This window comes from Pseudomonadota bacterium (assembly GCA_036339585.1).
In the GTDB taxonomy this organism is placed as follows: Bacteria; Pseudomonadota; Alphaproteobacteria; order UBA8366; family UBA8366; genus UBA8366.
Genome location: JAYZAS010000016.1, coordinates 11,180 through 37,690 on the forward strand (window position 1 = coordinate 11,180; position 26,511 = coordinate 37,690).

Genomic DNA, 26,511 nt, shown 5'->3' on the forward strand with positions numbered 1-26,511 from the left:
TAAAAAAAATGCTCACAATGCCGCGCGAGCAATTTATATGAATGATCAGCTTTCAAAAATAGAATCGGCTATAAAATATCAGAAAGCAGGAAAACTTGATGTCGCAGAGGTTTTGTTGCTGGACGTTCTATCATCTGAACCAAGTCAGGCCCAAGCGCTATTGTTGATTGGATTAATTTATCTGCAAAAGCAGCACCCAACAAAAGCAGAAGGCTATTTCGAAAAGATTTGTACTCAACAACCTCAGAACACAGATTCGCTTGCATTAAGATTTTGGTTTGATTCACTCTTAATGCAAGGAAAGTTTTCAGCCGCTTGCTTTGTACTAAAAAGGCATGCGACTCAGGGCAATGACTTATCATATTTTCACGACAAGTTAGTTGGTGTTCTCGCTACGCTTTTACATCAGGGGAATATTGAAGTAGCCCTTAATGGAGCAAAGCATTTTCTTGCTATGCAAGATTCGGAATTGGATGCACTTCGATTTCGTATTGCATATGCTGTTCTTACTCGTGGTTTCCATAGTGAGGGTATGGATTTACTCGAGCCTCTCATTAAGAGGCCTGAGGCGTCTCCTGAAGCATTATATTTTCACTTTGCCGAGACCTCATTGCGGTCTCCAGAGCAATCAAATCATTTTTCCGGATTAGAAAATCTCCAAAAGTATAATTACGGCGTTGTGCCGGACTTTGACTATGCGACTGTTAAAAAAGCGAAGGACAGACGACTGCGCATTGGTTTTTTGCCGCTTGAATTAGTTGACGCAAATACATTGCTCTACATCTGGGGGGCATGGTTTTACGGCTATGATAAAAATAATTTCGAATTATTTGGGTATATTGACGGCGACGTTTGCTTTGGCACTGTTTCTGATTTTACGGATGTTTTTGATCACCAATATCAAATTTCTAACCTTACTGATGAGGAAGTTCTATCTAAGGTGAGAGAGGATAAAATTGATATTCTTATTCATCTAGGGGCAATCGGCGATCGTCCTCGCGTGCGGGTGTATGCAGGCCGAGCTGCTCCAATCCAAGTCGAGGCCGCGAGTTTACCTTTAGGGACCAGTGAATTTGATTATTTCTGGTTTGATCGCAGTGTTGTTCCAAAGGAAACCTTCCATGCGTACGATGGCGCTATGGTGTTGGCTGATGGGCCATATTTTTGTTGGACGTCCCCAAGTAATGGTAAGAATGTGTCAGACTTGCCATTCGATAGCCAGGGCTTCATAACTTTTGGTAGCCTCAATAGATTCGTAAAAGTTACGCCGCTTTGTTTAGAGGCCTGGTCCGATGTGTTGGCATCCGTGCCCAATTCTCGATTGATCCTAAAAGGAGGCCAATTTGATGAAACCCTAATTCAACAGAGGGTTTTGTCTTTTTTCTCTAAAAAGAATATTGCAGCTGACCGTCTATCTTTCTTCGGTCAAACCGACCAGACTTCACACTTAGATATTTATCATAAAATTGATATAGCACTCGACACGATACCTGAGCAGGGGGGGTGTACCACTCTGGAAGCTCTCTGCCATGGAGTTCCAGTTATAAATTGGTGTTACGATAATAGGATAGTATCTCGAACAGGCAGAACGATTTATGAAGCAATTAATCTTGAAGAGTTTTCAACAAATTCAGTTGAAGAATATATAAATCTGGCAACGAGCCTTGCTAAGAAACCGCATACGCTTCGTAAGTTAAGGAAAAAATTACCGTCAAAAACAGAGTGTTCTCGTCTTTGTGATGCGGACCATTTTTCGCGCACGGTGCAGATAGGACTAAAAAAAATGTGGGAGTTATTCTGTGAAGGTTCTAGTGTCTCGGTTTTAGATTTGGCTGATAAGAGCCTTTGAATCCTAAATATCAATTCATTTAGGAAATTTTTTATACCTTTCGCAAATACCCTTAAATTGCAGTTAATAAATGAATGCCATCTCTTGTCCTATAACCGTGTTACGGACTGCAAATATTCAACGTGCTGCGGTTGTCTTAACGTCCATTTTTTCCCGTAAACGTTCCTAATTTGCTTAATTCTTTATACGCATAATCATCTACTTCGGGCGGTCTCACACATGTAAACATATGGTCAACCATGTTTTCCATACACTTTGCGCACAGATCGTTTTCATATTTCTTTTTCTGTAAATCATTATGCGAGATTTTTAAAAAGTCTTGCGCAATATAATTTTCAGGTAAATATGTACCGCAACACAAAGGTACTGATTTATCGAAGTTTATCACTGTGCGATTGGGCCTCATATCACATTCTTTGAAGTAATCGCGATATTGCAGTGTTAGCTCCTTCCACTTGGCAGGATTGATGACTAGTAAATCATTAATTTTTTCTACATTCTTTGGTATTTTCCCTTCGGCTATTTTGATTGCAGTCTCGACCGGCATCATTACTGAAAATGTCCAATTGAAAGAAAAATGTAATTGATCGCATAGATGTTTGATCGCTATGAAATCCTCATCAAAATTATGACGGTAAACTAAATAACCAATTTCTACCTTTGTGACGTCAAGTCCGTAGCTATCCATAGTAGCGCGAAGTAAATGTAGATTAGCTTTAACATTATTAACATCGCCACCTCTGTGGGTCTGTTGATAGGTTTCGTTCTTAAAACCTGATATCGACACTCTTAAATAGTCGGGCTTTGCCTTGACTAATCCACGCATATCCCGAACGTGATTCAAATTGTTCGAGAGGCCGCAGATGAATCCTCGGTTTTTGACTGCTGCTATAAATTTTGGCAAGTCAGGGTGTAATGCCGACTCTCCCCAATTGTAGAGCTCAATTGATGTACGCGCGCCTGGGCTTTCAATTTTAATTTTGTCTAATACCTCTTCAAAAGTCTCGATGCTCATCATTCCCTTGGGGGTTGGAGCATCAGCAGAGTTCCCGACCGGGCATGAAGGGCATTGGACTGAGCACGTACCTACGATATCGATGTTATAATAATAGTCAGCTGCTCGCGCTACCGCATAATCATCGGCTAACTTATGTTGTAACTCGGTATTAAATTTTTCTGCTTGGATTTGGTTTTCAGATATATATTGGCGAAGGATTTGATTTTCACGAGAGAGATTTTTTTGCGTTTCAGTAAGGGCAGAAATCTTTTTTTGAATTTCTGCAAACAAATTCTGTTCTTGCTGTCTCATCTGCATCTGAATCACCAAATAGCTATTTTACAGGTTGCAACCATGCAAAAAGCATTCCATCATGTAATCAAGAGCGAATGATTTTTCAATCACGGTTCTTACTATCATTTTTAAGATCGATATACTTTAGTCATGCCTCAGGTTAAGGCTTGGTCACATGAAAAATATTCAAAATAGCAACAGTGTTCTTTACGCCTTTTACGATTTGCAAATATGCACTGTGACCTTTGACTTCTTAAGCTTTCTTCTTCGCGCAGAAATGCATCGCATTCAAAGTAACTTTAAATCATTACATATAGTATTTGTCCCGGGGGACGATGACGGTTTTCGTATGATGCATTTGACAGGTGATGTTAGTCGTTGGCGATTACAAAATATGCATATAGCTGCTTGCTCCTTCCTTTCTTCGATTGAAGGAATCACAGTTTGCCCCACACGGGCACAGGCAACTTCTATAGAGGATAATTTAGCATCGAATATCTTTCCGGTTGATTACACCACGCACATTTTTGACTCGCAAAAAGCTATTCAGGCGTCAATTGATGCATTTATGTTTGCTGGGGTTGTTATCAGGCACTTAAAAGGCGATGAAGTCCCAGTTTTAACTCCGACGCTCCGAGCACAACAATATGTTAGGGAGTGGTATGAGAAACATGCAAACGGGCGCAAGGTAATTGCTATCACTTTACGGGAGTCGCCTAATGATCCTGCTCGCAATAGTAACCTTGATGCTTGGGCACGCTTTGCAGCGACCATTGATGAAAATGAATTTCTTCCCGTTATAATTCGTGACACAGATGCAGTATTTTTACCTGTTCCTGAAGAATTGAAGGGCTTGTGCCATTTTAATGAGGCAGCGATTGACCTAGACCTGCGCCTAGCATTTTACGAGTCCGCATTTCTCAACATGTTGGTTAACAATGGTCCGTTACAGATTTGCTACCTTAATCCAAAAATTCGATATCTAGCCTACAAGATGTTTAATGCAACAAACGAAGCAGATGAGAGAGCAACATGTGGTGTTTATGGTATCCCTATTGGTGGCCAGTTACCCATGGCAACACCATTTCAGCGAATAATATGGAATGATGATTGTTACGAGACATTGGTGGATTCTTTCGCAAATGCTTCTTGCGCCGTAAACTATGCAATAGAGCGCGGTGATTTGGACAAAATCGAAAATCGACCAATATTTGGACGCGACGAAAGTTATCGTTTTGCTGTAACCTTGCATCAGGTAGGTAGATGTACGCACGCTTTGGATATCTACGATCACCTTTTGTCTCTTGATCAAGATGATTTTGATGCCGCTGTGATGCGAGGCCTAGCACTTCTTCATCTTGCACGCCCCACGGAAGCGAAAAAAGCTTTAAAATTTTGTTTAGATCGTCAACCCCATTCGCCGCAGTGCATTTTCAACTTGGCACTTGCAGAAAAATCTTTGGGGAATGCCACCGTGGCGTTAGATTTGTTAGAAAATTTAAGAAAATCTGATTGTAAATTAAATGGCATATCAGGCCTTCTTGCTAAACTGTACCTCTCACAGGGACACATTAGTAAAGCTGCGGATGAATTTGCGATTGAGGTTGAAAGGGATCGTTCGAACTGGCGAGCAAAGCTGGATTTAGCATCTTGTCATGAGAGGTTAGGAAAGAATAAGACGGCTGCAAGGATGTACAATTCTTTTGTAGTATCACACAAAAAGCAGAAACAGAAGTTAGATGAGGCAAAGGAAACCTTATTTCCAAGACGAAGGACCATATTAAAGGGACGGCATAAGCACCTCGTACTGCCCTTAGTTGGTTCTACGCAAACAATGGAGATCTGGGAAAACGAATTTGGAAAGCCTAAGGAATTAAATCAACCGGTTGTCTTTGTTGAGTATGATTTAGAAAAAAATGATGATTTGGAATGTGAAGATCCGCTTGAAAACTTTGTGAAGTTTGCGAGTGGTGTACCTGAACAGCCCAATCATATTTGTATTGTTCCAAAAAACATAAAGAGTATGTCGGTAGGTGGGCATATTCCATTGCAATTGGTAATGAAGTGGATTCCTTTGGTGCGCAAGAACAGGGGGTTTTCTTTCTTTATATGCCGCAATAGAGCCTTGGAATTTTTAGCTATCCAAAATAATACAAATAGTCAGTCGCTGGTGAATGACGAGAGCTATCAACAACCGGCAATGTTGCCGCCCTTTGAGAGGAAACAGAAATTTCCTATGAAGGCAACTATACAAGCTGCAGCCTACATTAATGTGTGGAGATCTTCGCAAGGTGAAAATTTAGCTTTAACGGTTATACTTTTGGGCTCTGAATCTTCTCAGAGATTAATCAAAGATGATGCATACGGAGACAAATTTCTAAGGTTGATAAGAGATAATAGGCAGGCTGGGTCAAAAACTGCTTTAGTGATACCGTTTGATAGTTGTGCCATTTTTTCCACAACGGAGGCTTATAAATTTGGCATCCATTTACCGGCGTCTTTGCATTTTGATTTGCAGTTAGCCTTGGTAGAGGCTGCAAACACAGTGTACTGCCTGGACTGTGTGCCCATTCAATATCACGAATGTATTCGCGAGGTTCACGATGTTGAATCCTTGCTAGGGAAAACCGGACACGAGAATAATATTTCTGTAAATCACTTGCCGGGCGCAAATAAAACTGAATTGAAGATAGACGCAGCATTTAAATTAGGCGTTCGTTTATTCTGTGGTGGAATTACAACATTCAACAAGGGGGTGCAGGTATTTCAGCAGATCCTCCGAGTGACTCCCGACCATGCAAATACAATAGGAATGCTGGGTGTCGCGGCTAACATATTTCGAAAACATTCTGATGCAATTGATCTTTTTGAGAATGCGATAGCCCTTAAAAGAGATGAGCCTGCTTTCCTTTTTAATTTGGGAATTGCGCTTTATGAAGAGGGGAATCTCCAAGAAGCTATAAAAGCATTTGAAACCTCAGCCACCCAAGATCCGATACTTTATGAGCCTTGGGACTATATGGGAGACGCATATAGAAAAATGGGAAAGCTTGAAAAAGCAATATGTTCCTATGGAAAAGGAATATCTTTAGGAGGCAAGAGTTTTGATACTTTTGTTCGACTAGCTAACTGTCACGAAATTTTGGGTAATGTCTCATTGGCGTTAGAAAATTATAGGGCTGCGGGAGAGGTGGTAAGAAAATTTGATGATAAGGAGCAAGCCTGCACAACGATGATCTGGCCATGGAGACCAAAACTTATCCGACCTGAAGATGGTGAATTCATAGGTGGCTATCTTGATCCCCAAATACCTAGTGTGCCCGAATCTCCTTTGTCGTAATTTTATCTTTGCAAATTGGGAAAGCCTCTACGTTGATTAAAGATTACAGTAAAGGTTAATCTTCAATTGGGAATAGGTGCGTTTGTGACTTCAGATATTATGAATGCCGCGGTTAAATTACACCAATCGGGTGACTTCAATGCTGCGCGAAAGCTTTACGAATCCATTCTTAATCTGGATGTACACAATACGGATGCACTCAACCTTTTAGGGCTTGTCAATCACCAACTCAAAGATAATGAGCAGGCATTAATTTACATAGAAAAAGCAATCGTTCTTAATCCAGATATTCCGGAATATTCAAATAATTTGGGACTAGTGCTCAGTACGCTTGGACGGTTGGATGAAGCAGAATCCGCATATTTATGCGCACTATCTCAGGCTCCTGAATACGCCGATGCTCATTATAATCTCGGCCTTCTAGAGAATAAGCGTAGTCGTTACCAAGTGGCTCTTAGACACTTCCAGAAATGTCAATTGTATGCTCCGTGGCACGCGAAAGTTCGCAATGGTCTTGCACTCGCTTTGATGCGTTTGGACCGTATTCCGGAAGCACTGAAAGAAATTGAAGAACAGATAGAAAAAGACTCTGAGGATGTTGACGCGTATAATAACTTATGTGTAGCAAGAGGATTGAGAGGTGAATATGCTTTGGCACGTGAGGCCACGGCAAGGGCTCTTGAATTGAATCCTGAGCATGTTTACGCGCGTGTTAATCGTGCACAACTTTTGCTTTTAGATGGTGATTTCATAAATGGCTTTGCAGAACATGAATGGCGTCTGCAGAGAAAAGACTACCGGCAAAAATTTAGTGTGCCATTTTGGGAGGGTGAATGTCGGCCTAATGAGACAATCATTCTGTGGGCGGAGCAGGGTCATGGCGACGCGATTCAATTCATCCGTTATGCTCAGTTAGTGAAAGAGCGAGTGGGCAGGGTCGTGATAAGCTGTCGTCAGTCGCTTCTAAGGCTTTTTTCATGCGTTGACGGTGTGGACGAAGTTACAGTGGGTGATAAACCCTTGCATGCCGATTGCCATGCGCCATTAATGAGCTTACCGTACATTTTTAAAACGCAATTGCAAACGATACCCTCTCAAGTCCCATATATTTCAGTGAAAAAAAAATGTCGTTTTCCCGCAAACACTCAGGTACTGAAGGTCGGTCTCGTTTGGGCCGGAAACCCGGATCATGCACGCGATCATAGGCGAAGCCTACCACTTCAGGCATTTGAGCCAATCTTCTCTATCTCAGGCGTTACATTCTTTAGTTTTCAAATGGGGGCCGCTGCCGAGCAACTTTCAGATATTAAGACACCGTTACTAAATATAAGCGATGGGTTCGATGATTTTTATGATACCGCATGCGCACTCTCCAACGTGGATCTTTTGATCACCGTAGACACATCGGTTGCTCATTTAGCTGGGGCGCTGGGTGTACCGACTTGGGTGATACTTGATTGTGTACCCGACTGGCGGTGGCAATTAGAACGTGAGGACACACCATGGTATCCAAGTCTGCGTTTATTTCGTTCTAGGGGCGAATTTAGTGAACTAATGGGCCGCATAGCAAAAGCCTTGGTTGATTTGGCGTGCTAATTGCAGTGTGATCGGATAAAACCTAGAAGCCTATCCTTTTTGAACGAGTTTTTAGCAGAATGCATAAAGTCCATCGCGTTATGTTGATACAGCCACCAGGCCGTTGCCTGATTGGTAAAGATGGCACAATTACAGAGCGCAAGCATTGTCACCCTCCACTCGGGTTAGCCTATCTAGCCGCTGCGGCTCGAGAAGCTGGTTATCTGGTAGATGTGCTGGATATGCTGGCTGAAGGCTATAATCAGGAGCGTTATACCGAACAATTTGTTTACTATGGATTAGATGTCGAGGAGGCCCTATCTCGCATAAAAAGATCTGATCCCGACCTTATTGGGATCAGTATTCTTTTTTCTAATCTAGCAGCGGAAAGTTTTCGTTTGGTGGAAGCTATTAAAATGCAGTTTCCAAAGAAAATTATTGTGTTAGGGGGCCATCATCCTTCAGCAATGCCAATAAAAGTCATGAAACGGCCTGAAGTAGATTTCGTTCTGACGGGGGAAGCGGATGAAACTTTTGTTGAGCTATGCAACGCACTAAATGGTACGCAGGACTTGCGTGATATACGCGGTTTATTTCATCGCAATGGAAAAGAAATCATAGATAATCAGGCGAATATAAAGCCGGCCGTAGAGGGCGAGGATTTCAAGTACTACTTCCGTAAGGACGGTCCTAATCCGGGATCCCTTGCGAAACTTCCGCTGCCAGCTTGGGACATGTTTCCAATGGAGGCCTACTGGACTTCTGAAGTTCGGGCAGGTGGGGGTGATGTTCAAGCGGAGCGACACGCGGTGATGGTATCAACCCGAGGCTGCCCTCATGTTTGCTTTTATTGCACTTCTCCTTTGATGGGTGGTTTTAAGGGTTACCGCAAGCGCACAAATGATGATGTGGTTAAGGAAATTCGATGGTTGCGTGATGAATTTGGTGTGGAAGAAATTCAGTTTCTAGACGATAATTTTTTTGTTTCCGGTCCAAGAGTTAAAGACCTTTGTCGCGAGCTCGCTGCAAATTTTCCTGACATGGTGTTTAGCGTTCCGGCGGGTACTGAGATAAATGCTTTGGATAAAGAGATGATTGATCTCCTTGCTGAAGCTAATTTCTATCGCCTTACGCTTGCAATTGAGTCTGCAAACCAGGATATTCAAGATGAACGAATTGACAAAAGAGTCGATTTAGCACGCGTTCCTGAAATTATACAGTATGCGAAATCAAAAAATATCGAGGTCAGAGGCTTTTTAATGATTGGTTTCCCGGACGAAACGAAACAATCAATTCTTCATACAGCCGATTATGCAATGTCTTTAGAATTAGATGACTTTGCCCTATCCGTTGTAACTCCTCTTCCGGGCACTCCAGTTTATGACGAGGCCATTGATAGAGGTTTGTTGTCTGAATCTTTTGATCCTGATGACATTAGGTATTCTGTTTCTTCTATTCGTATAGAGGGCATGACGCAGGAGGAAATCGAAGATGTTCGAAGAACTACCTGGAGGAAACACCAAGAATTAAAGAAAAAACGAAAATCCAAATCTGAAAGAGCACACAAAACCTTTATGAATGCTGCGGAATACGCGACAGCAGGTTTTTCGAAAAAAGAACAGATCGGGTTTAGCGGATTTTCAAGCGATGGAAAGGCCTAACGCCCTTAGACCGCTTTCTTTCCTAGTATTAAATCAAGCAATGCATGGCATAAGGTAAGATGCGTAATTTCCACGGCACCATAACGAGTTGATGGGACATGAAAATTTATATTTCCTTCCTTTATGAGTAAGTTAGCTTCATCAAAACCGCTAAGTGTTATAACTTTTATAGGAATTGACTGCGCCGCTTTCACAGCGTTAATTATATTATGTGACTGTCCCGAACTGCTGATTGCTACAAGAACATCATTGGGTTTTGCAAGCATTCGAATCGGTTGAGAAAACACCTCTTCATACCCCAGATCGTTGGTGAGGCAGGTTAATGCCACGGCGTCGTTGAAACAAACTGCTGGCATCCCGCCGTTTTTTGAAAAGTCAATAGCCATATGGCTTGCAATCGCTGCGCTGCCGCCGTTGCCTATAAATATTATTTTTCCTCCATCCTGTGATGCACACCTAATTAACGCTATAGATTGTTTTGTGGCATCGGCGAGTGAAAGTATTGCTCCTGCACTATTCCTCGCTGTGATCTTGTGTCTAAGAGCTGAAATATTTTCGAGATATTGGTCAATTGTTGCAGGGTATTCCGTCATTTAAGTAGGCCTGTAATAGATTTCATTAACTTGGCTGCATCGATTGAACTCCGATGGCCTACAATACCTACTTTGATAGCGCCGGCTATATTACCCATGAAACCAACATCTCGCATCGAGGCGCCAACTGCGACAAAAGGGGCTGCTACAGCAAGAAAGGCATCGCCAGCACCGACAAGGTCTACGACAGAGGTTGCGAAAGCTGGAACAGTTTGGACGCTTTTACCTTTCTCCCATGTTGTACAGCCACCTGCCCCAAGAGTTAATACAAATCTGTCGCATTGCATCCTTGTCGGCAGCACTTTTGACACCACGGTCGCAGGATCAGTAGTTTTATTACCGACCGCAAGCTGGGCCTCTGGCGTATCAATGAAGACAACATCAGCTCGTGGATAGCGCGTTATTAGATTAAATCCAAAATTGGCGCTGTTTGATTGGGCGTTTACTGCTAAGAACTTCGAATTCTTTGTTAAGATTGTTATTGTCCCTGCTGCGATAAGTCCATGCCCAAAGTCATTCACAATTACGATATCATAATCTGCTATTTTCTCCTTAATCATCTGATCAAATTGCGTTTGTAACGGCTGAGGAAGAGCCGCGTCATCGAAATCATAAACCTCGAATAGTTTGCGGAAATAATATCGATCAATGAAACGTGTCTTGCGTGTAGTCGGAGCGCCGCGGCGTCGGATAGGTAAAAGTTGGACATTTTGAGCGAGGCCCGACATGATAATTTCTTCGTCCTCGTGTCCGCTATCTCCTTCCTTATCACCTAGGCACGTCATGATATCGACGTGGGCACATATTCCCGCTATGTGATTAGCGGTTGCAATGGCGCCGCCTGCAAAGACCTCATTTTCTTCGAACTTAGTGGCAATCATATTTTCTTTTGGTGATTTTCCAAGTGGTGCTACGTATCTGTATTCATCAATAATTGCATCCCCAACCACTAAAACTCTCATTTGAGCAAGCTGTTCCAAATGTTTGTTTAAGCGCTCAAGCGCCCCATTTAGACGCATATGTGATAAGAAATCACGCACCGGTTGGTCGAACACATCAAAATGACGATTGAGTAGTTCAGAGGAACTAAATGTTATATCATCTGTTATAGCCAGCTTTCCGCCATAGGATTCGGCTTTTTTTTGCTCCACATTAATTTTGCCGGTAATGTCATTTTTAGCGTCGGAGTAATCTGAACCCTTTGCATAGAAATCTGGTTTGATAGCGTCGATGACAGGTAAAGCATCGGGGGCATCATTGACTGTTACCCAGTCAACACATGAGAGAGCCGCAAGCATTTCGGCGCGCAGGCCCTGAGAAAAAACGGGCTTACCCGGTCCTTTATTTACAAAAGCATCCGCAGTAATCGATACAATAAGGAGATCCCCCATTGCTCGCGCTTCTTGAAAGTGTCGAACGTGCCCCATGTGTAATAAATCAAAAACTCCGTGACATAGAACAACCTTGGAGCTAGCCATTCGCCGTGTGCTTAGTAATTTCTTCAGCTCAGGAATTGTTACAATTTTCGAAAGCACATCGCTTTTATTTTTAGCAGGTGGTAAGACCCGGTGATTCATAGTTGTCCCAACTTGCTGAAAAGTTAATGACTTAATAAATGAAGAGTTAAGGCCATGGGACGTAAAAATGCAAATTTCTAGTCCAGTTTTACCGAGGAGCGTGGTGTGAAATCCTTTGCGGTAAAAATTGCCGGGCAGAAAGTTCTTCTAGGTAACTTTTTCATAGTAGAGTTTGTCATGTAGCTAATCTTCGAAGCCCGTCTTCAAGATCAGCTATTAAATCTTCCGGGTCTTCTAATCCTACATGAATGCGCATCGTTTGTCCGTTAGGTTCCCATTTGGTTACTGACCGGTTTTCATTCGGAAATGTTGGGATCAATAAGCTTTCGTATCCCCCCCAGCTTGACCCCATGCCAAATAACCTCATCCCATCTAAGAAAGCAGCGACTCTGGTTTGGTCAGTTTCACTGATGATAAAACCAAAGAGGCTTGCCGCGCCAGTGAAGTCGCGTCTCCAAATATGATGCCCACGGTCGCTCTCAAGGGCTGGATGCATAACCTTCTTAACCAGTGGATGCGCCTCTAACCACTTCGCTATTTTAATGCCATTTGTGTGCTGGCGCCTCATTCGCACGCTCAAAGTTCGCAAACCTCTTAGTGTAAGATATACATCGTCTGGTGCAGCGAAGTTCCCAAATAGGTCTGTGGTTTCTTTAACTTTTTTATAAGTGGCTTCATTACAAATTATTGCGCCCATCATCACGTCCGAGTGACCGCTTATATATTTTGTAGAGGCGTGAATGGATACATCTATGCCATTTTCGATTGCTTTGAAAAAATAACCCGATGACCAAGTATTATCTATCATGGAAATGACACCAGCTTGGCGAGCAATATCTGCGATGACTGGTATATCCTGCATTTCAAAGGTTTGCGAACCAGGTGACTCAGTCCAAATTAACTTTGTGTTTTGACGTAAAAGATCTTTTACACCTTCACCGATGAGCGGATCATAGTATTCAGTAGTAACTCCAAAGCGGGAAAGGAAATTATCGCAGAAAGAACGGCAGGGGGCATATGTATTATCAGTTACAAGAATGTGATCTCCGGGCTCAACAAATGCCATAAAAGCCATTGTAATTGCCTGTAAACCCGATGGATTTAAAATTGTTCCAGCACCAGACTCAAGTTCAGTAAGCGCATCTTCCAGGGCAAATGACGTCGGCGTGCCACGTAATCCGTAACGCACCTTCACATTGGGGTCAGTCCCCCGGGATAGGTATTGCGCCATTGTCGGAAATAAAATCGTTGAGGCGTGGTAAACGGGTGTGTTTACGGCGCCATAATGATCAAAAGGGGCTCGGCCTGAGTGAATTATTTTAGTATCGTCCTTCATATCATCTCCGAATTCGGTTATATGCTCTTTCCAAAGGGGTGTTGACATAAATTGGGGTGGGATTTCTCACTCTAACAGATTTTACGCAATTGGTGCATAAGGAAACTATGGATATGGCTGAACGGATTGAATATGCAGTGATAGGTGCCGGGGTGGTGGGATTAGCCGTAGCCCGTTCTCTTTCTCTCCGTGGCTGTGAGGTGATCGTTTTAGAGAGTGAAAATGCGATAGGCACTGGAACCAGTTCGCGTAATTCTGAGGTCATACATGCTGGCATTTATTATGAGCCTGGTTCACTAAAGGCCAGCGTCTGCGTCGAAGGGAAAATAATGCTTTACCAGTACTGTGAAGAAAGAGGCATTCCTTACCGTAACTGTGGGAAGTTGATTGTTGCTACTGATGAAGCTCAGCTCGAATTATTGCAAGGTATACAAGAAAAAGCTTCAATGAATGGTGTGCCACTCGATCTTATTCGTGCCAATGAGGCTATAGCGATGGAACCCGAATTGCGTTGCGTTGGGGCACTTCATTCTCCGACTACCGGTATAATTGATAGTCATTCATTAATGCTTTCGTTACAGGGCGATGCAGAGGAGAGGGGAGCTGTTATAGCATTCCTTAGCCCGGTTTTGTCTGGGAATGTCAAATCCAATTATATAGAGCTCTCTGTCGGTGGTGAGATGCCAATGGATTTGCATTGCAACGGTGTAATAAATTGCGCTGGTTTAAAAGCACCGGCTCTGGCAAGAAAAATTAACGGATTAGAGGCAGCGAGTGTTCCAAAGGAATATTTTGCTAAAGGAAACTATTACGGCCTATCGTGTAAGGCGCCGTTTTCGAAACTTGTGTACCCCATTCCCCGCGATGGGGGGCTTGGTGTTCACATTACCGTTGACATGGGTGGGAGAGCACGATTTGGGCCAGATGTTGAGTGGCTTGAAGGTAGCTCTGATTTTAATTATGAGGTTGACCCATCTCGGTGCCAGGGATTTTACGATGCAATACGTACCTACTGGCCAGGGTTGCCAGATGACTCTCTCAGTCCAGACTATGCCGGCATTAGGCCAAAAATACACGGTCCAGGAACCGCACTACCTGACTTTATGGTTTCGGGACCAAAAGATCACGGCATTGACGGATTAGTTAATATGTTCGGAATTGAGTCACCTGGGATTACCAGCTCTATGGCACTTGGTGAATATGTTTCCGACCTATTAGGAGTTTAATTTTTTAAATCGTTTGCACTTTTGGTATGAGATCACGCGTGCGAGGATCTTCAATAACACAGGTTTCACGGCCGTATATTACAAATCCTGCTTTTAGATAAGTTGGCAGAGCAGCAGGGTGGTCTAAAGAGCAAGTCCTCAGCCAAATTCGGCGTATATCCTTAGCCCAGGCTATATCAACAATTGAGGCTATGAAGAAAGTGCCAAGGCCACGCCCTAAATATCCACTGGCTAAGCCGAAGTATGCTAGGTGTATATCTCGCAAGTCGTGATTTGGTGGTTGTCTCGAATCGAGTTCTGCGAAGCCAGCGGCTTCTCCGTCAACGTAGAGAACATATATTTCGACCCGATCGTCAGATATTATCTTAAAAAGCTCTTCATCTGTCATCTCAGTGCGCTCATACCAGAGCCAAGGAAGTCCCACTTCAGCGTAGATATTACGATAGAAGTCGATGGACGGCTTCTCAACCCTACTAAGTTTAACTTCAGAGTTTAAGTCAGGTGTTGGTTGAGGGATACCATTTGGGCGGGAAGTCATTTTTAGGTACGTGACCTGAACCGTAAGACTATTTGTTACACCACCTACCATTGTTAAAGATCAGATCAAGATTGACTAGTGGCTACTGGGGCACCTGCTGTGCTTCCCCACTCGGTCCACGACCCATCATAAACGGGTGCTATCTTTCCAGTTACTAGAAAACTTATGAAAGAAAGAGCGGCAGCTGCAACTCCGGAACCACATGTCATAGCCATGGGTTCCTCTGGATCAATACCTGCTTTAACAAAAACATTACGTAATTCACTTTTTGAGAGTAACGCTCCGGTTTCAGCATTCATAAAAAGGGTAGGCATTAGATTAACTGAGCCTGGGATATGACCACAAGCAAGACCCGGCCGTGGCTCCTCTTCCTCACCAGAAAATCGGCCAGCAGGCCTTCCGTCAATTACTAATTCCTCATTGGTGTCTAAATTTGCTCTAATTTGGTCAAATGTCCGCAAAAATTTTGTATTCAAATGGGCGGTAAAATGCCCATCTTTTGGTGAATATTTTTGATCAGTGACCGGTAATTTTTCCCTAAGCCATTTTGGGAGCCCGCCGTCGAGGATAGCTATATTTTCATGGCCGAAGAGCTGAAAGGTCCACCATATTCGTGGCGACGAAAAAACACCCAGCCTGTCATAGACGACGATATAGTCACTATCGCTGATCCCCATCTTTCTGACCCTTGAAGAAAAAATTTCGGCCGGTGGTATCATGTGAGGTAACGTGTCTTGCGGATCGCTTATGTCATCAATATCAAAAAAACAGGCTCCGGGTATATGCTCGGCCTCATATTCAATAGCTGCGTTACGCCGAGTATTTGGAAGGAAATATGTGCCATCAATGATGCGCACATTATCTGCTTCAAGATGAGCATTTAGCCAGGTTGTGGAAACAAGCGGGGCTGAGAAATTAATATTGTCTTCATTCATAACAAAATCGATTCATTAGCAAACTCCAATATTTGTGACAGGTGCTGGTATGTATCAAATAGAGATGAACAAGCAGGGTCAAGTAGCTTGGGGTTGTTACATTCTCGGATGGTTTCAAGGCGTTATGGACGAATCATACGAGATTTAATTGAATTTAGCTGGGGTGACTTTAACTCGAAGCATTCGTAACAATTCAATTAAAAGCATATGAGGCACCGTTATTGCCGCCAAGCCAATAAATAGTATTTTGAAGTGCAGATCAGTCAAATCTTCATTTGAGGAAAACCAGCCGTAAGCTAGTAGTGCGAGCAGTAATGTTAGCCCTGAATAAGTAACCATATTTTTGACGGCCACGTACTGTGTTCCTTTATCCAGGAGGGTAAATTCGTGTTTGATGTGTCGCGCGCTGTGAATAAAAACAAAATAGAGGGAAAAATATATTAGAGGGGGAAAAAAAACTGCGAAACACAATAATATAAGTAGATCAAATAATATTTGTGAATTCCAATTTTTGATCTCAAGAAGTAAGGATAAGACAGCTATATAGCCAGCAAAATGGATTACTGTAATAATATAGTTAGGATCTTCTCCGAAAATTAAACCTCTAAAAATTTGTTCTACCTCGGTAGGCCAAAACCAGACTGTCAGCGCTAGTATAAGTGTGGCATATGGAATACCATGCATTAAAGAAATTTGGTCTCTGCTAAAATGATAAACCGATATAAGAATGAACAAACTCAGTCCTATAAAAGGTAACTTTAGCCAGAAAAGTGTTGTCAATATACCTATGAATGAATAGGCGCAGATAAAGATTATGAACCCATATTTAGTGGTATAAATACGGGCATTTTTTGCCAGAACAGGATCTAGCGCGCCATGCGGTAGTCCGCCAAGGATAATCAGTGCTATTGCTGTATATTCCCAATACATTATTTCTCTTTAATCATTTGCATAATTGATTTTAAGAATGGCTTTGCTGGTGCGCTAGTAATTACCTGCAGGGCATTGAGGGGGCGGGCTTTGGTCAAGAATGAAGCAAAGTCATCGCCCTTTGTTTTTTGTGCTATATCTAAAAAAATTTTTGGCAGATGATGGGGATGCTCTTGTATGATCTTTATAAGTTGTAGGTCCATCCAGGTTTCAAGCAAAGGCGGCCGATATTTTGTTATTGGTTTTCCAGCCGTAAGTGTTTTGGCTGTTATTTTTGCCCAGGAACGCATGTTCATAAAGCCATAGCCACTAGAGGCACGGGTCATTCCTCCACGAGCCCCTATTGGAATACCCCAATCATCATTGGTGCTAGGGCGAAGTCCCATTGGAATATGCGCCTTCTCTTTTCGAATAATTTTTCCTGTAAGATTATTGTTTTTGATCCATTCTAGCGAATTTTTTTCAAGATTTTTTATATTTCCTGGCATTGCACCAAAATAGGTACTTTCAATAAGCAAACTTGTATTAGTTATTGGCAACATGTACTCAAAATATAATCCGGAGTCCTCTGCTCTCATATTTGTCATAAGTAGTGCGACATCCTTGGCAAAATTGTGCTCACAGTTAATTTCTATTCCCACGAAACTTTGATAGGCACGAAAGCGATCTGTTGAGGGGGGACGGCTGTCGAATACATACTTTGCCGAAGGTTTTGAAACTAACGTGTCCCTATTGAGGAAGCATTGGGGATGGCGTTCAATAACCTTCTTGCATTTTTCGTAAAAGGCGCGACCCGAAATTCTATAATAGTGCCAATTTTTGCCAGTCTGCGTTACACTTCTATTCTCTGAAGAGACCACCCATTTTGAATACTGGCTTGTCCCAGGCAAGAAATTTGAATGATCACGGTCGGACCAGAAGCTGTAGGTACGATCATCTCGAGCATTAAAATTTGGATCACTAACAACAACTGAGCCAGGTAGAATCTTATGCTTCGAAAGCTCACTTGCTAACGACAGCCCTGCAACACCACCACCTACGATATGTATCCAGACCATCAAATAAATTTATCCCTCAGTATTGGCTCCCGGGTATCCTCTCAAAGCCTCATGTAAAGTACTGTTGTGGCCTGTTTTATAACACCGTATTGATGGAGCGGCAGAACATATAAAGCTAGAAACTATCAGCTCGATTAGTTTTTCCATTTTAGTCGTGTAGATGCGCTCGCCCCAAACATTGAACTTAGATTTCCGAATCTTGGCGCCTATCCTCCGATAAACTCGACCGGCTACCAGCACTACGAATCGCACTCGAAAGCTCAAAAATGGAAGGCCAACAAAGCCCGAAGCATAATATTTTTCTGCTAAAACAAGTAATCGTTCTACAGCGGTTTGTATGAGAATCTCTTGTTCGTCTGAGGGGGATAAGATCTCAGCAGCCTTACAACTATTCACCCATGTTGCCGGAAGATAGCGGCGTCCAATCTTTGCGTCATCGCTGACATCACGAGCAATATTAGTTAATTGCATTGCAATACCCAAGTCGATTGCATGTGCTAATGCCCGCGGGTCATTTACTTTGAGAACATTACACATCATCAAACCCACCGTGCCTGCTACTTGGTAACAATATTGTAAAAGTTCTTTTTCATCTGATACAGCCACTGGTTGGGTGTCGCTTCTTACACCCAATAATAAATGAGTAAATATTTCAGCATCGACTGGTGGGTAAATAGACGATAAATGTTCGACGTATTCATTGGTAATGTCTTTTGCTTGGATGCTTTCGATGACATGAGTGAGTTGCTTGAACGCTTTACTTTTTGAGACACCATCGTCAGCTATATCGTCTACCTTTCTGCACAATGCGTATAGTGCGGATACTGACTTAAAATCCTTGGCGCCTAGCCAGAAGCTGGCAAAATAAAATGAACTTGCATGGGTGCGAAAGATATTTTCGTTAATGGTTTCGTTCATCTTTTATTTTGACTGAGGTATCATTTTATCTACTACCTTTGCAGAGCTAATGACCCCTGGCAATCCTGCCCCCGGGTGGGTTCCGGCTCCCACTAAAAATAAATTCTTCGGGCCCTCTGCTTTATTATGAAACCGAAACCAAGCAGATTGTTTAAATGTTGGCGCTACAGAAAACCCACTCCCATATGCAGTGAGATAGTTATCCTTAAAATCTTCTGGTGTCATGAAAAAAGTCGAGCAAATCGTTGATGCAAGATCGGGAAGAATGGTATTACCAAGTGCGTTAACGATTCTTTCTTGGAGAAGTGGCCCCTCGATTTCCCAATCTACTGAACCAAGAAGATTTGGGACAGGACACAGAACGTAAAATGAATCACACCCTGCAGGTGCAAAATTAGGATCTGTAGCTGTAGGACGATGAAGGTAAAGTGAAAAATCATCCGCTAAAATTTTGCGATCAAAAATATCCTTTAACAGCTCTTTGTAGCGGGTCCCCATCCAAATAGTGTGATGCGCTACATCTGAGTAGGTCCGACGTGTTCCGAAGTATAATACGTAAAGACCCATCGAAACTTTCGATAATCTGTGCTTGGCGCGTGCTGTTATTGATTGGTCGCTCCTTGATATCATGCTGCCATACATGTGCATTGGGTCAGCATTTGAAACAACTATATCCGCACCAACTTTATTGCCTGAGTTATTTATAACTCCTGTGGTTGTTTGATTTTCAACGATAATTTTTTCAATCGTAGTATTAGTGGTGATTTTTATGCCTTCCTCGTCCATTAATTTTTTTAAGGCTTGCACTAAAGCGCCAGTGCCACCGATCGGAAAATAAATACCCCATTTGCGCTCGAGAAAATGGATCAAGGAATAAATACACGTTGTATCAAATGGGCTCCCACCAAGAAGAAGTGGTTGTATAGAAAACGCCTGGCGTAATTTTTCATTTTTCAGATAGGTACTTACTAACTGCCAAACTGTCTTGTAGGACTTAAGCTTTACTAATGAGGGAGTTGTTTTAAACAGCAAGCTAAATTCATGGAATGGCTGGTCGGATAATTCATCAAAAGCAACCTCAAATATTTGTTTTGAATGGTTGAGAAGTTTCAGATACCCCTCGGTATCACCTGGCTCAAATTTTCGTATCTCGGAAAGTGTGTCCTCCAATGTTCCACCATAATTAAACTGTGTTTCATCAGGGAAATAAAAGCGGTACCAGGGATTGACAGGTACAAGGGTGATGTAATCCGACAGTTTCTTTCCGAAGAGATTGAAAAGTTCTTCAAATAAAAATGGGGCGGTTATTACCGTAGGGCCGGCATCATGTGTGAATCCGTCCAATTTAAAAACTTGAGCTCTGCCGCCTATTTCTGCGTTACGTTCAAAAAGCTCAACACTATAGCCCTTCGCCCTTAGCCTCAAAGATGCGGCAATACCGCCAAAACCTCCACCAATTACAACAGCATCCTTCATTGTCTCTTAGTTAGAAAATGACAATACCGTGTCAAGGTATCATGGCATGATGAGGGCAATTCCTCGGCTTCTTTGAGTGCTAATTGCAATAATTGATTTAATCTTTCGGTAGATCGGCTTATTGCATCTTTAGTGACAGTCCCTTCACCGAAAATTAACACCGCATTCAATCGAACTTGATCGTCCTCAAAGCGTTGGTCCAAGTCAATGTCATTGATGTCGTCGGCGATTTGATATGCTATCGCATAATAATTTAATGCTCTCCTACATGCTTCAATTTTGTCGTTATGACCGGCAACGATTAAAGGTAATTCCATTGGCATGCTTAATAGAGGCCCTGACTTGGCTGCTGCTATTTGCTCATAGATGTTCAGCTCTTTGGGCTTATGTACCTGTGCATAGAGATCTGCGGATTGTCCATAAATGGTTCTAGATACGCTACTATGGACGGTTTGTATAAAATTTGCCGAATTAGTAGTTCTTTTGAGGCTTGCGCTGGCAGCATAGGCAGCTGATATCAGCAGGTCTCCAACACAAATGGCAATTGGTTCACCAAACTTTGCCCATACACTAGGTGCTCCCCTGCGCATTTCATCTCTGTCTTGCAAATCGTCATGTACTAGAGATGCATTGTGAAGTAATTCAACTGTTGCACCTATCGCGATTGTATCATCTGAGTCTAGGTCCAGCGCGAAACTACTATCGATAGCTAACTGCGCCCGTATTCTCCTGCCTTCGCCGTTCAGGTGGTAGTGTACGGCAGTTTTTATATCTGAATGCAGGTCATCAGCGCATGACACGAGTTCAAGCATTCTGTTTTCAATACTGGACAGAGCAGACACTCTTTCACTCGTATCGAACATACTAGTATCGGAATGGCGTAAGGCATGAACCATCATAAAGCCATAAAGCTCCGGGCTGGCTTTGAAAAAGCCAGCCCGGACTAGTTAGGTTTAGTGCCTTATTTACTTCTTGGACGAAGTAGCTGCCCAGATCGATCCGGTAGCCGCCGCCCAAATTACAACCCCAAATGCGATCTTGTTAACAAAATCTGCGAGGTTATAAATTATGTTGAGGCTGGCAACATCTGGAGTTGCCGCAGCATACCCATAGATGTAACCGAGTGGGTAAATTGCCCAACCAACGGTAACGATTATGCGGAGCGCAGCAAATGCTTGCTGGCTTGCTTTCGTTCCCTTACTGGCATTTATTTGGCTAGCCTCACCCGCGAACACTTCGTAGATGATGTAGAGCCAACCAGCCATGCCCACAGCGAAGCCACCCCAGACGCTAACGGCACCTATTTCGCCAAGATACCCAGCTATCAGCATCACTAAGGACGCAATAAGCAAACGCCAGAACACCGAGGCTGCAACAAGTGTGATCGCTGCAAGTATGAGATAGAACTCAATAATTTGCAGTGGCACTGTGAGTAACCAATCAACATATCTGAATACGGTTGGGCTTTGGCCAGTATTGACCCAAACTTCCCGCATATAAAAATAATGGATGGCTGCAATACCCGTAACCATTGCGGCTACGGTCAAAGAAGTCTTCCACTTACCTTCGGCCCGATCTCTTTCAACCCAAAAGAAAAAGGTTGCTGCCACCATAGCAGCAGAAATAATCCAAAACGATACCCCTACTAAATCTGCGGGGTCTAGTCCCTTACCCATATCATAATCTCCTGTACGTTAATCCCTAACTATTACGGAAAACCATAACTGTGGTCCGTTGCGATGGCCCCTACAACGGACCGTCCAGAGTTCTTTAGCACATTTTTCGTATTTTAAACTAGGGCGTCGTGCAAATAATAATTTTTTTAAAAATATGCTGTATTTTAGATGTATCGTTGGAAAGTTCCCTTGGTAGGCTTTGAAACACTGGTTCGACTGAAAAAATTGACAGGCCAAACGGACATAAAATTCCTTATTTGAGAGGGTTGGTACCAAGCCAATTTCTTTTTTCGAAATACGCTTTGTGCAGCCGATTAATGGATCTATAAGAGACGTGCGCAGACGGTTCAAAAGGCACTGTGCGCGCCAACTAATCCGCCATAATAAAATTTAAAAGGACCCTAAATCATTGAAAGTTAATGAATAAACATTCATGTCCACAGGAATGATTTGGCCTTTTATGGCTTTTGGGTAGCTCAATTTTTATCTTGGGAAACTAATGTGCCTTGGTTGCTCAGGTAGTCTGAGTAACAAGCTCGCGACCCTTTTATTTGCATACGCTACGGACGTGCCGGAAACTAAAACATAAAGTGCTTATACGATGTGGTTTATTTGACTTTGTTAGCGCATCATAAAGGCATGGTATCAAAAAATTTAAAAGACAAAAAAAATATATATCTGACATTTATATTTAATTTTTCTTACACCTTGGATTAACTAATAATCCGTTATAAACACAATATAAGGCTGCGGAGTCGCATTTAGGTCCAAAACAATTTTTTCACTGAAGTACTGGTCGAGAGAGGTATATGATGGCAGATAATTTTTTAACAAACTCAAGAATTGTAGCGGCTTACAAAGAGAAGACACCGCTTTCCGCAGTGTGTGCAAAGGAAGCTAACGAACACTTCCCGAGTGGTTTGACGCATGACTCACGTCATTTGCGCCCGTATGGACTTTACGTTGATAAGGCTCAGGGTTCGCGAAAGTGGGATGTTGATGGCAATGAGTATGTAGATTTTTTTGGGGGGCATGGTGCGCTTCTTTTAGGACATAATCATCCAGTTGTTACAGCTGCAGTGCACGAACAAATTGATAAAGGGACTCATTATGGGGCTGGCCATCGGCTCGAAATAGCATGGGGAAGTCTGGTAAAAGATCTCATTGCGTGCGCAGAAGAGGTAAGGTTTCTCTCATCTGGTACAGAGGCCAATCTTATGGCACTACGCTTAGCTCGAGCGCATACAGGGCGCGAGAAACTGCTGCGCTTCAAAGGGCACTATCATGGCTGGCAGGACCATGTTGCCTTTGGGGTATCAAATCACTTCGATGGCTCACCCACGCCGGGAGTCCTTAATGGAATTGCCGAGAATGTTGTGATGGCGCCTCCTGATGATATTGATGAGACAAAACGTATTATTGAAGCTCATGATGACATTGCGGCGGTAATAATTGAACCAACCGGGTCAGCCTTCGGCAAAACACCAGTGACTGGCAGGTTTTTATGTGGGCTTCGAGAAATCACAAAAAAGCACGGTATAGTTCTTATTTTTGATGAGGTTGTTTCAGGTTTTCGTGCCGCACCCGGCGGAGCGCAACAGGTTCACAATGTAATTCCTGACCTAACAAGCCTTGCAAAAATTGTTGCTGGTGGTCTTCCTGGTGGAGCAATCTGCGGTAGCACTGAGTTGCTTGATCAGCTTGATTTTGATGTCGCGGAAGCAAAAGGTTTTGAAAAAATTGGACACCAGGGAACCTTTAATGCCAATCCTCTCTCTGCATCTGCTGGAGTAGCAATGCTGCGGAAAGTACGGGACGAGAGCCCAACGCAGGACGCAATCGATACTGCCCGTAATATTCGTGCCAAAGTTAATAAAGTATTCGTTGAAGAAGATATTCGTTGGGCTTGTTACGGACAATTCTCAGAACTTCATTTTTTTACCAACCCAGATAACGTAGCTCTCGATCCTGAGAACTTCGAATTCATGGAAAAAAAGTGCGACTTCTTCAAAAGTGATCAAGAAGTCACAACTAAATTCAGGCTTGCCTTGATGGTTAACGGAATTGACATTAATGGTAAATTAGCCGGCAAAGTCTCTGCGGTGCACTCCGAAGCTGATGCTGATCGCACGGCAGATGCAGTTAGGGGCGCAATTGATATGATGCGATCCGAAGGTGCATTCCGCCACTGATTCGCCCGGTTGGGAGGAATTATGTCATACAATCAAGACAAACCCTTACCTTTGGCAGGATTGAAGGTAGTAGAATTCTGTCAAATCATCATGGGTCCCTCCTGTGGAGTGGTTTTGGCTGACCTTGGAGCAGATGTGATTAAGGTTGAGCTCGCCCCCTCAGGAGATAAAACACGAAAGCTTGCGGGATTTGCAGCAGGATTTTTTTCTACGTTTAATCGGAATCGACGGTCCATAGCGGTAAATTTGAAAACGGCTGAAGGACTTGAGATTGCCCATAAGCTTATTTCTGAAGCCGATGTGCTCACGGAAAACTTTGCGCCCGGAACGATGGAGCGACTTGGTTGCGGATTTAACACAGCTATTAAAATTAACCCCGCGTTAGTCTATTGCGCGTTGAAAGGTTTTCTTAGTGGGCCTTATGCAAAACGTCAGGCTCTCGACGAAGTTGTACAATTCATGGGAGGGCTTGCATACATGACAGGCCCTCCTGGCCAGCCTTTGCGTGCCGGAGCATCTGTCATTGACATTATGGGCGGTACCTTTGGAGTGGTTGGAATTCTAGCAGCACTGCGCGAGCGCGATAAAACTGGTGAAGGCCAACTAGTTAAAAGCGCACTATTTGAAAATGTTGCTCATCTTATGGGTTCCCACATGTCCGGTGAAGCGATTCAACAAAGGGAGGTTCCTCCGATGCCTGCACGTTGGAGTGCGTGGGCCATCTACGAGGTTATGGAGACTAATGATCGTGAACAAGTATTTATAGGTATTACCAGTGATAATCATTGGCGACGTTTTTGTGAGAGATTTGAAAGGTATGATCTGCTAAATGATCCTGCTTTTAAAACGAATGAAGATCGTGTCTCAGCTCAGGAGCGGCTGAAACCTATCGTCCGTAAAATCATAAAATCCCTCAGTAAAGATGAAATACTTGCTGTTTGCGAAGAAATTAACATTCCTTTCGCGCCAGTTGCGGAAACCAAAGACCTCTTCGATGACCCGCAGCTGAATTATAAAGGACGAATGCTTGAAACATGCTTGCCTGATGGGCGAACAACTAAGCTCCCGAGGTTACCTATTGAAATTGGTGATCATGATATTGGCCTCAGAATGCAACCTCCGACAGTCGGCCAGCATACGCGAGAGATATTAAGTGAGCTTGGTTATGACAAGGAGCGAATGAATGAGCTAGAAACAAACAAAATCATAACATGCTTTGAAGATGGAAAATGATAAAATGAGGGCACCACTATTCACGCCGATGACACCTCGGGAATTAAATCTTGATAATCGAATCGTGGTGTCTCCAATGTGCCAATAAAGTGCACACGAGGGTAATGCTACTGATTGGCATTTAATGCACCTTGGTAATTTTGCATTGTCCGGTGCGGGTATGCTTATCCATGAGGCTACGGCAGTTTTGCCAGAAGGCCGAATAAACCACGGCTGTTTAGGGCTTTATTCTGATGAAAATGAGGCTGCTTTAGCCCGTGTCTTGAAATTCATTAGACAAGTAAGCAAGGTCCCCATTGGGATGCAACTCTGTCATGCTGGTAGAAAAGGTTCCTGTCAGCGGCCATGGGAGGGCAGGGGGCCTCTAATAGGTCCTTATGCTTGGGAAACAGAAGCTCCTTCGGCATTGGCAATGGCAGACAATTGGCCAACGCCAAATATGTTGTCGCTGGATATCATAGGGGCGATTAAATCGGCCTTCATTCATTCGGCAGAGCGCGCAGAGATCCTTGGTTATGGCCTGATAGAATTACACTATGCGCACGGGTATCTTCTTCATGAATTTCTTTCACCGCTCGCAAATATGCGTGACGATAAGTACGGTGGTGATTTAAATGGCCGTATTAGTTTTCCCTTGGAACTATTTGAATCAGTGAGAGACGTTTGGCCAGCTAAGAAGACATTAGGAGTTCGTATATCCGCGTTAGATTTCAATCAGAGAGGATGGAGTATCGAAGACTCAATAGTTTTGAGTCATAAATTGAAAGCATTGGGCTGTGATTACGTAACCTGTTCGGGTGGCGGTGTAACTTTTGATCAAAGTATTGCTCTCGAGCCTGGCTATCAGGTACTCGGTGCTGAGCAGTTAAAATCCGAGGTCGATATACCAGTGATGGCGGTAGGCATGATACGCGAACCAAAATTTGCAAATGCTATCGTTGAGGATGGGAAAGCCGATATGGTGGCATTGGCAAGGGGTCTATACGAACCTCGATGGACTTGGAGGGCGGCTTATGAACTTGGGGTCGAGATGGTTTATCCCCCACAATATCAGCGGGCCATGCCATCTGCGTGGCCGGAAGCGTTTCCAAAATAGATTGGGAACCA

The 26,511-nt window shown here is 43.2% G+C and carries 19 protein-coding genes and 1 pseudogene; 8 read left to right on the top strand and 12 right to left on the bottom strand.

Going from position 1 to position 26,511, the window contains the following annotated elements; genetic code table 11:
• Window positions 1-37 precede the first annotated feature (37 nt).
• Window positions 38-1,849, top strand: coding sequence for a hypothetical protein (locus VX941_09970; protein MEE2933731.1), 1,812 nt, complete (start codon window positions 38-40; stop codon window positions 1,847-1,849).
• 136 nt (window positions 1,850-1,985) lie between these two features.
• On the opposite strand, the gene VX941_09975 is transcribed toward VX941_09970, so the two are convergent.
• Window positions 1,986-3,158 carry a radical SAM protein gene (locus tag VX941_09975; GenBank protein MEE2933732.1) on the bottom strand — a complete coding sequence of 391 codons (1,173 nt, stop codon included), beginning with the start codon at window positions 3,156-3,158 and terminating at the stop codon, window positions 1,986-1,988.
• A 157-nt stretch (window positions 3,159-3,315) separates the two neighbouring features.
• On the opposite strand from VX941_09975, the gene VX941_09980 reads away from it, so the two are divergent.
• The 3 genes from VX941_09980 (at window position 3,316) to VX941_09990 (ending at window position 9,716) form a co-directional block, all read left to right on the top strand.
• Window positions 3,316-6,480 (top strand): tetratricopeptide repeat protein, encoded by a 3,165-nt coding sequence (locus tag VX941_09980; GenBank protein MEE2933733.1) that lies wholly within the window; start codon window positions 3,316-3,318, stop codon window positions 6,478-6,480.
• A gap of 84 nt (window positions 6,481-6,564) precedes the next feature.
• Entirely contained in the window at window positions 6,565-8,076 is a 1,512-nt protein-coding gene (locus VX941_09985; GenBank protein ID MEE2933734.1) for a tetratricopeptide repeat protein, read from the top strand.
• 59 nt (window positions 8,077-8,135) lie between these two features.
• Window positions 8,136-9,716, top strand: a complete 1,581-nt coding sequence (locus VX941_09990; protein ID MEE2933735.1) for a radical SAM protein — start codon at window positions 8,136-8,138, stop codon at window positions 9,714-9,716.
• A gap of 5 nt (window positions 9,717-9,721) precedes the next feature.
• Here VX941_09990 and VX941_09995 read toward each other — a convergent pair whose 3' ends face one another.
• The 3 genes from VX941_09995 to metC all read right to left on the bottom strand — a co-directional run bounded on the left by VX941_09995 (window position 9,722) and on the right by metC (window position 13,222).
• Complete coding sequence (locus VX941_09995) at window positions 9,722-10,309, bottom strand: SIS domain-containing protein (GenBank protein MEE2933736.1); 588 nt, start codon at window positions 10,307-10,309, stop codon at window positions 9,722-9,724.
• Window positions 10,306-11,886 (bottom strand): PfkB family carbohydrate kinase, encoded by a 1,581-nt coding sequence (locus VX941_10000; GenBank protein ID MEE2933737.1) that lies wholly within the window; start codon window positions 11,884-11,886, stop codon window positions 10,306-10,308. The genes VX941_09995 and VX941_10000 overlap by 4 nt, the downstream gene beginning before the upstream one ends.
• A gap of 175 nt (window positions 11,887-12,061) precedes the next feature.
• Window positions 12,062-13,222 (bottom strand): cystathionine beta-lyase, encoded by a 1,161-nt coding sequence (metC, locus tag VX941_10005; protein MEE2933738.1) that lies wholly within the window; start codon window positions 13,220-13,222, stop codon window positions 12,062-12,064.
• Between the two features lie 113 nt (window positions 13,223-13,335).
• Here metC and VX941_10010 point away from each other — a divergent pair, with 113 nt between their 5' ends.
• Window positions 13,336-14,448, top strand: coding sequence for an NAD(P)/FAD-dependent oxidoreductase (locus VX941_10010; protein MEE2933739.1), 1,113 nt, complete (start codon window positions 13,336-13,338; stop codon window positions 14,446-14,448).
• A 4-nt stretch (window positions 14,449-14,452) separates the two neighbouring features.
• On the opposite strand, the gene VX941_10015 is transcribed toward VX941_10010, so the two are convergent.
• The 8 genes from VX941_10015 to VX941_10050 all read right to left on the bottom strand — a co-directional run bounded on the left by VX941_10015 (window position 14,453) and on the right by VX941_10050 (window position 21,979).
• A complete protein-coding gene (locus VX941_10015) occupies window positions 14,453-14,986 on the bottom strand; it encodes a GNAT family N-acetyltransferase (protein ID MEE2933740.1) in 534 nt (177 codons plus the stop codon).
• A 65-nt stretch (window positions 14,987-15,051) separates the two neighbouring features.
• Complete coding sequence (gene sseA, locus VX941_10020; GenBank protein MEE2933741.1) at window positions 15,052-15,921, bottom strand: 3-mercaptopyruvate sulfurtransferase; 870 nt, start codon at window positions 15,919-15,921, stop codon at window positions 15,052-15,054.
• A 144-nt stretch (window positions 15,922-16,065) separates the two neighbouring features.
• Window positions 16,066-16,851: a Brp/Blh family beta-carotene 15,15'-dioxygenase gene (locus VX941_10025; protein MEE2933742.1), complete on the bottom strand. Its 786-nt coding sequence runs from the start codon at window positions 16,849-16,851 to the stop codon at window positions 16,066-16,068.
• Window positions 16,851-17,909 (bottom strand): lycopene cyclase family protein, encoded by a 1,059-nt coding sequence (locus VX941_10030; GenBank protein MEE2933743.1) that lies wholly within the window; start codon window positions 17,907-17,909, stop codon window positions 16,851-16,853. Before VX941_10030 ends, VX941_10025 begins: the two co-directional genes overlap by 1 nt.
• 9 nt (window positions 17,910-17,918) lie before the next feature.
• On the bottom strand, window positions 17,919-18,827 hold the full coding sequence (locus VX941_10035) for a phytoene/squalene synthase family protein (GenBank protein MEE2933744.1): 909 nt from the start codon (window positions 18,825-18,827) through the stop codon (window positions 17,919-17,921).
• Between the two features lie 3 nt (window positions 18,828-18,830).
• Window positions 18,831-20,303 carry a phytoene desaturase family protein gene (crtI, locus tag VX941_10040; GenBank protein ID MEE2933745.1) on the bottom strand — a complete coding sequence of 491 codons (1,473 nt, stop codon included), beginning with the start codon at window positions 20,301-20,303 and terminating at the stop codon, window positions 18,831-18,833.
• Complete coding sequence (locus VX941_10045; GenBank protein MEE2933746.1) at window positions 20,300-21,202, bottom strand: polyprenyl synthetase family protein; 903 nt, start codon at window positions 21,200-21,202, stop codon at window positions 20,300-20,302. Before VX941_10045 ends, crtI begins: the two co-directional genes overlap by 4 nt.
• A 66-nt stretch (window positions 21,203-21,268) precedes the next feature.
• On the bottom strand, window positions 21,269-21,979 hold the full coding sequence (locus tag VX941_10050) for a bacteriorhodopsin-like (protein ID MEE2933747.1): 711 nt from the start codon (window positions 21,977-21,979) through the stop codon (window positions 21,269-21,271).
• Between the two features lie 812 nt (window positions 21,980-22,791).
• On the opposite strand from VX941_10050, the gene VX941_10055 reads away from it, so the two are divergent.
• The 3 genes and pseudogenes from VX941_10055 to VX941_10065 all read left to right on the top strand — a co-directional run bounded on the left by VX941_10055 (window position 22,792) and on the right by VX941_10065 (window position 26,500).
• Window positions 22,792-24,171 (top strand): aminotransferase class III-fold pyridoxal phosphate-dependent enzyme, encoded by a 1,380-nt coding sequence (locus tag VX941_10055; GenBank protein ID MEE2933748.1) that lies wholly within the window; start codon window positions 22,792-22,794, stop codon window positions 24,169-24,171.
• 21 nt (window positions 24,172-24,192) lie between these two features.
• A complete protein-coding gene (locus tag VX941_10060) occupies window positions 24,193-25,404 on the top strand; it encodes a CaiB/BaiF CoA-transferase family protein (GenBank protein MEE2933749.1) in 1,212 nt (403 codons plus the stop codon).
• 106 nt (window positions 25,405-25,510) lie between these two features.
• Window positions 25,511-26,500: pseudogene (locus VX941_10065) on the top strand (oxidoreductase).
• Window positions 26,501-26,511 lie beyond the last annotated feature (11 nt).